Genomic DNA, 8,241 nt, shown 5'->3' with positions numbered 1-8,241 from the left:
CGCTTAATTTTCAACTGAATATGTCACAGGAAAACGGCGCGGAACTTCTGATCCTCTTCGGGAATTTCGCGCCTTCAGAACCGGACAACGGCATGCCGATGGTCCCGGGCACCCAATCCAATTGGCAAAATGTTCCGCGCAAAACCAGCGACTGGATCTATGTGCCCTATGGCCAGCGCTCCATGCATGCGCGGCTCAGCGGCTACTTTATTCGCGATCAGACCCGATATCCGGCCAAACTTTCCTGGGAGGAAGGTCTGACCCTGGAGATATTTATTCCGGATCAGGCGCGCTGGTGGTCGATTCGATCGTTCGGGGACGGGGCGCCCTGAACTTTCGATCCGCGCCCAATTCCTGCCCATCACGTCCGCTTTTTTTCACGCCCGGGCCAAAGTTCTGCGAGTGCCTGCCCATAGGGTTTTAGCCAGGCGCCAACACGCAGGGCACCGCGAGCGAGCATTTCATTTTGTACGATCAGCGTCAGACCAAAAAATTCACAGATGGCGACTTCGAATTCATCATACCAGCCCGGCCAGCGGGCTTTGATCGACTGAAGCCCCATGATGAGCAGGAGCAGGTATACGTACTGGACGATATAAGCCAACCAGAAGTGCCGGGAAATGGCCAGGTTGCTGATGCTGCGCACGAGGCTCTGGCGAGCCAGGAAACGCTGCACGCGTGGATCAAAAGCCAGACGCATGATCAGAAGGGGGCCAATCATGTGGCTCCAGAAGACAAGTGGGGTTTGTCGGAACGCATCACAGGAAAAGTAAGGGCCGATGCGGATATTGAAATAGGCTCCCCACTGCGGCGCGCTCGCTGCAAGCAAAGCGCCCCAGACCAGACCCTCGGGCCAACGCATGAGGCCCTTGCCTTCTGCATGCTGCTGTCGCGCCATGCTCCCAAGACTGCCTCCGACCCAAACCAGCCCTATCCACGGCAGCACCGGCCATTCCGTGATTTCCCGTCCCACGCAGGGGGCGAGTCCAAAGACATGCTGGGCATCCACGGAAAGAAAACTGCGCCAGGATTCAAAAGTCCAAAAGGGAATCCAAAGGAGAATAAAGCCGAACCATCCCAACAGGTGATGCCCTCGCTTCAGCACCATATAAAATGCCAGCCCCGCAAAATAAAGGGAATAGACATCCCAGGACAGCCAGGCGCCATCATTCATGAAGAGACTTAGAACAAACCAGCCCAGGGCGATCACTCCGAAGAGTCGGGCCCGTTTCAGACTCAGGGCCCGGGAATAGGTAATCAGAAAACTGGACAAAAGAACGATGGTGAAGCCGCTGAAGGCGAGCGTTCGGGCGTAATGATCAAAGAATTTCAAAATGGGGCTGATATCAAGGAAGGGCATTTCCGGGCTATAAAAATAGAACAGCACGGCCTGAAAGACGACGATGGCCCAATAACTGAAAAAACGCAGAAGATCGAGTGCGATCAATCGCTCTTTGAGACCTGTTTGCTCGGACATGCCCACTCCTAAAAAAAGCTATCCTTCTGGCCCATAAAGGTCGGTTTCAAAACGGAATTGACCAGTTTCACATTCCGGTAATAAGGCAAGCGCCGGTAACGGAGGGTGCTGTCCTTTCCAAACACGGTCTGGATATAAGGACTCGCCCTTAAGGCCGCGGCATCGGGCAGATCCCCGGCGGCTGTGCGGGCCAAAAGAAAACTATGCCTTTCCTCGGCAAAGAGTATGGTTTCCGCAAAGCCAGCTTCATGGATCGTGCTCAGGATAGTCGCCGCGGTCTTATCCTTTTCCGGCGCGTTATCCTGATCAAAATCCAGAGGCGACAGCATCACGAGCTGTCCGTCCGCAGTCAGATGCTGACGGGCGAGGGCCAGGAATTCGACCGAGTAGAGTCGTGAGCTTTCAAAATTGTAGGGATAAAGAATATCCAGATAGATGCGATCGAATTCGCCCGGAAAACGCCTAAGGAAGGTGAAGGCGTCGCGGGCCTGGACATCCACCTTGGAATGCAGGAGTGAGCCCTGATTCAATTCCAAGAGCCGCGGATGCTCGCGGGACAGTTTCAGAATTTTGGGATCAATATCGACCAGGGTAATATGCGTCAGGTCCCCTTCAAAACGCAGAAGCTCTCGGGCCAAAAGCCCATCACCGCCGCCTACGATCAGAATCCTGCGCCCCAGGCGGCCTTCGATTCCACTCGGAATATGCGCAAAGGTCTCGTGATACGCGCGTTCATAGACGGATGACAGCTGAAAGCGCCCATCCATCGTCATCATCCACGCTCTGGCTTCGGGAAACTTGACCTCGGGCCTTGGAACAAAGTCGATCACCTGATAAGGCCCGTAGTGCCGCTCGATGGTCGGCAGATCCTGGGCAGTCTTCCAAAAGTCATAAGGGCCTTTGGGGAAACTGAAATTCATTATGCCATTGGACTGCATATTCCAGCTGTAGTGATTGTAGTAAAAATTTTTCGCCTGCAGCTGACTTAAGTCCGAGGCCTGCACGAAAGCCAGAATCAAGCACCAGGCAGTCACACCCACACCGTTCAGTCCAAATTTCCAACGTAGGCGCGACTCGGAACCCAAGGAAAGCCAAAGACCAGCCGTTGCAAGATTCAAAAGACTGGCCGTCAGGACTATGGACAGCGGCTCAAGACGCGGCAGCAGCCAAAGGGTGAGCAGAAAGCTTCCCACAAGGCCGCCGATATAATAAAGCGCGATCAGACTCTGCACGCGCCTCAGCCCATGCTGACGGCCGAGTTTACTTAAAAAGCCGGATTCAAGCCCAGCCAGATAACCAAGGTAGGCCAGGGGCAGCTGGGCAAAGATTCCAAAGTATCCGATCCGCCGCCACCCTTCATCGGGCAGCTGACCATAGTCATAAAAATAGATGCGATAGACGATATGCCAGCCGTAAAGCAGGACAAAGGCGAGCGGGGCCCACAGGGAAATCAGGAGTTCCACGAGTCCGATGTCCTTCACGCAGGATTCGGCTGCTGTGCGATCCGACCTGAGAATGCCAAGGCCGAGGGAGCAAAGATAAACAGCGCTGCCGACACTCCCCCAAAGGACGATGTCGCCTGTGAAGCCTGCCACCAAACGATGATAGATCTGGTAGTAAAGCATATTGCAGGCGGCAAACAAAAAGCACAATACAAAACGCAGAGCTGTCATGTTTCACTCGTGAGCAACGGCATTGACCTAGGAAGTATTGCAGGCTATCATCCAGAAAAACCTTGCACATGGGAACTAAAATATTTTGCCGAGGAAACTCAAAATCTCGAAAGAGAGCGGCGCGGGAATTATTTTATTTCTCTTCGTGGCCGCTATTTCCAGTATCGTGATCTTTGAGCTGCAGCGGCGGTCCATCCAGGAAACGAGCCTTCTGCGGATTGAAAAGCAAAAAAGAGTGCGCGATAGCCTTTATGAGCGCATCAATTCCCTGGTCCGTCTGGAGGAAGCCCTTTATGTCAGTTCCAGCGTTCCGCCTTTTTCCGCGCTCAATATCGTTTTGAAAAACTGCCTGACCCAGGGCGCGGCCTGCACCAGCCTCGGTGCGAATCGAAAGCAGCTTTTTTCCCTGGTGAATCCCACCGGATTGAAAGCCGTGACCGGCACGCAGGCGGCACCCGTGCGCTATGATCGTGATGGGCAGCCCTGCACGCAGGACTGCACGTTCGAGGCCCGGTCTTACTTTTGGGCGACCTGTCCTGCCGGGGCTGCCATGTGCCCTATTCCGGAACGCCTCCACGTCCTCAGCCAGGTCAAATTCATCGCGGCGCCCGGCAAATCTCCGGCGAATGTCGCTGATTTTCCCACCGATCAGGATCTGAATGCGCAGGCAGGGACACTTTCTCAGTCCATGCTGGTGTCGGATATTCTCCGCTTCCTGCAGGGCTGTCCTCCTGGATCCATGCTCGTCGAGCTTGAAAAAAGTGGAAAAGTCCGCTGCGCATGCGTCGGCGGGATCCAGGCTCAGGTCGGTACGGATGAACGGGGATTTCCCATCTGTTCCCAGAAAAACTGCCCGCCCAATCAAACCTTCGTCGGCCTGGACAAGGATCGCAATCCCATCTGTGCCCAGCGCGATGATGAATTCTCCTGCTTCAGGAAGGCCATTGATATGCAGACCAATACCGTGGACTGCGGCAAGGACAGTTTTGGCCAGCCGATACGCATGAAGGGTCTTTACAATACGGACGGCGCCTGTCACATCCAGGCTGATAATTCCATTCTTTGCGATCCGATCGAAGCCGTATGCTGTGTCCGCCTTCCCAAACCGTATTAAAGGAGCCCGAGCATGCGGGGCAGGCCCCAAAAATTTTCCCGAGAAAGCGGACTCAGCCTCATCGAGGTCATGATTACTCTCGGCATACTCGGGATTGCGGGCGTGGTGGGATCTCAGTTCCTGCCCAAGGTGGATGCGAGCCGCTATCGCATTGAAGCGATGGGATCGCGCGATGCCATCAGCATGCGCGTGCGCCGCGTCATCACCAAACAGAACCTTATTTTCAGTGCCCAGGCCTTTCCCGATCCGGGCAATCGTCTCCTCCTCAATTGCGTGGATATGAATCCGGCCACCACCTGCAACGCGACGCAAAGCAATGCGATGCAGACTTTCCGTCTGGGCTATCCCTTTCAAAGCGGTGCGACAGCGGTGGCAGGTCCCGATCAGACGCCCATCCGCTATGATCACAACGGTGGAGCCTGCCCGCCCGTCGGCCGCTGCAATGCCGAGTTTGATGCGCGCGCCTTCTTCTATGCGCAATGCGCGGATGAAGCGGCCAGCTGCGGCGATGCCCTGAGCGTCCGGGTGCGCTATCAGATCCGGAACACGAGTTTGAAAGGCCAGCCCGTTCTGGCCTCGTCTCCCCCGGATGATGAATTCACCGATGCCAATCGTGGGATCATTGCCATTGTGATTCAGGACAAAACTCTGAAAGGCGTCTGTCCTCCATTTTCGGTGCTTCGTTCGGTGGATCAGACGGGACAATTGAACTGCGTATGCCAGCCGGGTTCGACTCAGACGGGAACCAACATGGGCCAGGTCATCTGCTCGCCGACCACCATCACCTGTCCGAACAATCAAACGCACCGTTTGATCGGTTATACGCCGACCATGCAGCCCATCTGCGTGCCGCGGCCGCAGTTCACCTGCACCGAGGTCACCAACGAGCAGGCGTGCATGGGCGTGATCCAATCCATCCGGCTCGGGGGCTGCCGCGTGGAACAGAATTATCAGGCGAAAAAAGGCTCATCCAACTCCTATGTGACCTGTGATGGGAATAAACATCTGTGTTGTACCGAATGAAAAAATTCAGTCCGGGTTTTACTCTGATCGAAGTGCTGGTGACCGTCAGCCTTTTCTCGCTTTTCGGCCTGGGCATCGCCCAGTATTTTTCCAAGCGGCTCTCGGAACAAAAAATCTTGATGCTGAATGCTGCCAAGGGCCGCGTGATCAAGCAGGTGGAGCTGGCGGTCAACGATCCCATGCAGATCAAAAACAGCATTGAGGTGCAGTCAGGCACCTATGGAGTGCAGAACAAGGCTTTCCTCGATTGTCTGATGAGTCCAGCGACCTGCCCGGCCCGTTACTTCGATGGAGCGAGGCCGCAGCCCATGGACTTCATGATCGCGGATGATCAGGGCGGCTACATTCCCATGACGGGTTTCTGGTCGCGCGAGGGGGCCTCGGGTTGTCTGCCGCCCCGAGCGGATACCTGTCCCATGCAGGTCAAGGTCAACTTCTGGTTCACCTGTGCACGCGATCGCACGACCGGGCTTTCCTCTGCGACCTGCCAGGAAATTGCCGCGGTGAACCTAATTTTTCAGATGGCGCCGACTTCGGCAAAATCCGAGGATAATGAGGGGGTGAACTTCTTTCATCCCACGGTCGATGGCCAGATTCCCAATCCGGAAAACTTTGCCATCAGCATTCCCAGTAAAAAACTGATGGAGCTCTTCTCCCAGGCCTGCCTCTCCTATCACTTCGTCGATGGCTATCGCGGCGACGGCACCATGATCTGCAAATGTTTGAATCACAGGCCCCAGAAAAATTCCGACGGGACGCCGCGACTCGATACCCTGGGCCGGCCCCTCTGCGAAAGCAACCAGTGCAAGGAGGATGAGATCCTGCTCGGGTTTGAACAGAAGTCCAATAATGAATGGGCTCCGGTCTGTCTCGGTTCGAACATGAAAAAGCACTGCTATAAGATCAATCTGAAAGACACGCCTGAGTGTGCCGACAATTACTGGATCTCGCATATTGATTATGGCAAGTGCGATCTGATCAACCAGGCCAGCAAGAAAAAGGTTTACACCAAACAGGATATCTCCTGTGCCAATGACTCAGCCCTTTGCTGCCGCGAGTACGAATGATGTCACGATCTGCGCTACGCATGCTGTTTGCCTGTTTCCTTCTGGCTTTTTGCAGCCTGTCCTATGAATTCATGGCCGCCCAGATCATGGCTTCGGTGATGGGCAATACTGTCCTTCTTTACAGCCTGACCATGGGACTTTATATCTTCGCGCTGGGTATGGGTTCTTTGATGCCGGTCGCCGATATTTCCCAGGAGACCTTGTTTTATAGGCTCTTTGGCATTGAAGTCGGTCTTTGCCTGCTCGGCGGTTTGGCTCCCTTTTGGATCCTGAGCGTGGACGCCCACACACCCTCCTGGTTTTCCCTTGGTTTTTGTTTTCTTCTGATCGCGGCGATTGGAATTCTGAGCGGGATGGAGCTTCCTCTCCTTCTCCGGCTCGATGAGATACGCTATCAGGGTCGGCAGTTCATGCGACTTTTGGCGCTGGATTACCTCGCATCCTTCGCCGGCGCTCTGGCGTTTCCCCTGTGGATCTTTCCGTCCTGGGGCCTTGTGCAGGCGGCGGCGCTCTTCGGTCTTTTGAATGTCGCTGCGCTGGTGCTGCTCATACCCAGGGCCCAGATGCGGCCGCTGCAGGGTTATGTGCTCCTCATCGGCCTTGGACTGAGCCTTATCTTCTGGCAGGCGGACAGAACCAGTCATTGGATGAGCCAAACGATTTACGCCCGAACGTTGCCGAGGTGAAGTGATGGCACGCGCTAAAATATTTCTCGTCCTCGGCGGTGTCCTCGGTGCCGGTCTTGGCTCCCTTCAATTTGTTATGGCCTCGCGTCTGAAAGATCCGGCGAGTCTTCAGCTCCTGCAGGATCTGATCAACGAGCATAGGGAATCGAAGGACGCTTTGATCCTGCGCCCCGGCCCTTGGACGACAGGCTGGTACCTGACCGGACGCACTGAGAGTGTCGATGTTGTGAAAAGTGGAGCGCAGAATCCGCTCGTGACTCTGAAACAGTTCAAATTCGATCTCGATCTTTTTCCTTCGCTCTTCAAGGGACGCGTTCATCTGCAGTGGGATGCGCGGGAAAAGCAAAGCGGTTCCGCGCTGAGAGGTCACTTTGAAATCGCCCTGACAGATTTCTTACCCCGGTCCTACCATATTCAAACGGGGCCTCTGCCGCTGGAGACTCTCCTTCAGCTGCTACCGGACAAGGCCAGCAGTTCGCTCTGGCTCAGCGGTGTTCAGGGCCGCATCAAGGGCGAGGGTCAAGGCAAAGGCGAGGACGGCCGCTTTGATATCGAAATCAGCGATCTCCGCTGGCGAACGCCCGGCATGAAGCTGCCGCTGATGAACGGTGGACACGCGCGCACGCAGCTGACCATCACTGCAGGACAATGGTCCCTCAACCCTCCCCTCGCCTTCAAAGATCCCACAACAGGGCTGGAATTCAAACTCGACTACACAGAAAATTTAAGACTGACCGTGAACGGCCCGGCCTTGATCATTGCCGGCCTCGCCCAGTCCCAACGCTGTCCCATAGCTCCACGGCTCGAACTCCATTGGACCTCCCAGGGTTTTGTTTGTCGCTGACCTTTGGACGCAAAAGGCCAGGCACATGAGCCAGGAAGAGTGGGACGAAGCTTTACGCCGCATGCGCAAGGGACTCGGAATCCTGGGCGGGGTCGGTTGGGTTCTCCTGGCTTGCTGGGTGTTCCGTGGATGGCTGACATCGTACCGGAACCCTAGTTTGCAAAGACAGCGAATCCTTATTCCAAAGCTTGTAAACTCGCGTCGAGGACATTCTGCTGTTCACCGACGCCTTCGTTTCCCGCCAATCCCCCGGCAATTCCTGCCCTCCCTGCTTTCAGCCAGGTCTTCTAAACTATAAGAAGGCCTCACCACACCTTGGGAGCTGGGCGTGATCGAAATTCAGGATCTCCGTAAGGA

The 8,241-nt window shown here is 55.3% G+C and carries 8 protein-coding genes; 6 read left to right on the top strand and 2 right to left on the bottom strand.

Annotated features, from left to right (window positions below; translation table 11 throughout):
• Nucleotides 1-332: hypothetical protein (locus VFO10_RS00730; RefSeq protein WP_325136741.1), on the top strand; the 332-nt coding region annotated here is incomplete at its 5' end.
• A gap of 29 nt (nucleotides 333-361) precedes the next feature.
• Here the strand turns inward: VFO10_RS00730 and VFO10_RS00725 are convergent.
• Together VFO10_RS00725 and VFO10_RS00720 are read right to left on the bottom strand one after the other, a co-directional pair.
• A complete protein-coding gene (locus tag VFO10_RS00725; protein WP_325136740.1) occupies nucleotides 362-1,477 on the bottom strand; it encodes a hypothetical protein in 1,116 nt (371 codons plus the stop codon).
• Between the two features lie 8 nt (nucleotides 1,478-1,485).
• A complete protein-coding gene (locus VFO10_RS00720; protein ID WP_325136739.1) occupies nucleotides 1,486-3,150 on the bottom strand; it encodes a hypothetical protein in 1,665 nt (554 codons plus the stop codon).
• An 85-nt stretch (nucleotides 3,151-3,235) separates the two neighbouring features.
• Here VFO10_RS00720 and VFO10_RS00715 point away from each other — a divergent pair, with 85 nt between their 5' ends.
• The 5 genes from VFO10_RS00715 to VFO10_RS00695 are packed head-to-tail and all read left to right on the top strand — an operon-like array spanning nucleotide 3,236 to nucleotide 7,884.
• On the top strand, nucleotides 3,236-4,264 hold the full coding sequence (locus VFO10_RS00715; RefSeq protein WP_325136738.1) for a hypothetical protein: 1,029 nt from the start codon (nucleotides 3,236-3,238) through the stop codon (nucleotides 4,262-4,264).
• A gap of 12 nt (nucleotides 4,265-4,276) precedes the next feature.
• Nucleotides 4,277-5,287: a prepilin-type N-terminal cleavage/methylation domain-containing protein gene (locus tag VFO10_RS00710; RefSeq protein ID WP_325136737.1), complete on the top strand. Its 1,011-nt coding sequence runs from the start codon at nucleotides 4,277-4,279 to the stop codon at nucleotides 5,285-5,287.
• Complete coding sequence (locus tag VFO10_RS00705) at nucleotides 5,272-6,354, top strand: prepilin-type N-terminal cleavage/methylation domain-containing protein (protein ID WP_325136736.1); 1,083 nt, start codon at nucleotides 5,272-5,274, stop codon at nucleotides 6,352-6,354. The genes VFO10_RS00710 and VFO10_RS00705 overlap by 16 nt, the downstream gene beginning before the upstream one ends.
• On the top strand, nucleotides 6,351-7,040 hold the full coding sequence (locus tag VFO10_RS00700) for a hypothetical protein (RefSeq protein ID WP_325136735.1): 690 nt from the start codon (nucleotides 6,351-6,353) through the stop codon (nucleotides 7,038-7,040). The genes VFO10_RS00705 and VFO10_RS00700 overlap by 4 nt, the downstream gene beginning before the upstream one ends.
• A 4-nt stretch (nucleotides 7,041-7,044) precedes the next feature.
• Complete coding sequence (locus tag VFO10_RS00695) at nucleotides 7,045-7,884, top strand: hypothetical protein (protein ID WP_325136734.1); 840 nt, start codon at nucleotides 7,045-7,047, stop codon at nucleotides 7,882-7,884.
• Nucleotides 7,885-8,241: the final 357 nt, after the last annotated feature.

This window comes from Oligoflexus sp. (assembly GCF_035712445.1).
In the GTDB taxonomy this organism is placed as follows: Bacteria; Bdellovibrionota_B; Oligoflexia; order Oligoflexales; family Oligoflexaceae; genus Oligoflexus.
The sequence above is the reverse complement of the archived record's forward strand: the minus strand, read 5'-3'. Positions and strand labels throughout refer to the sequence as shown.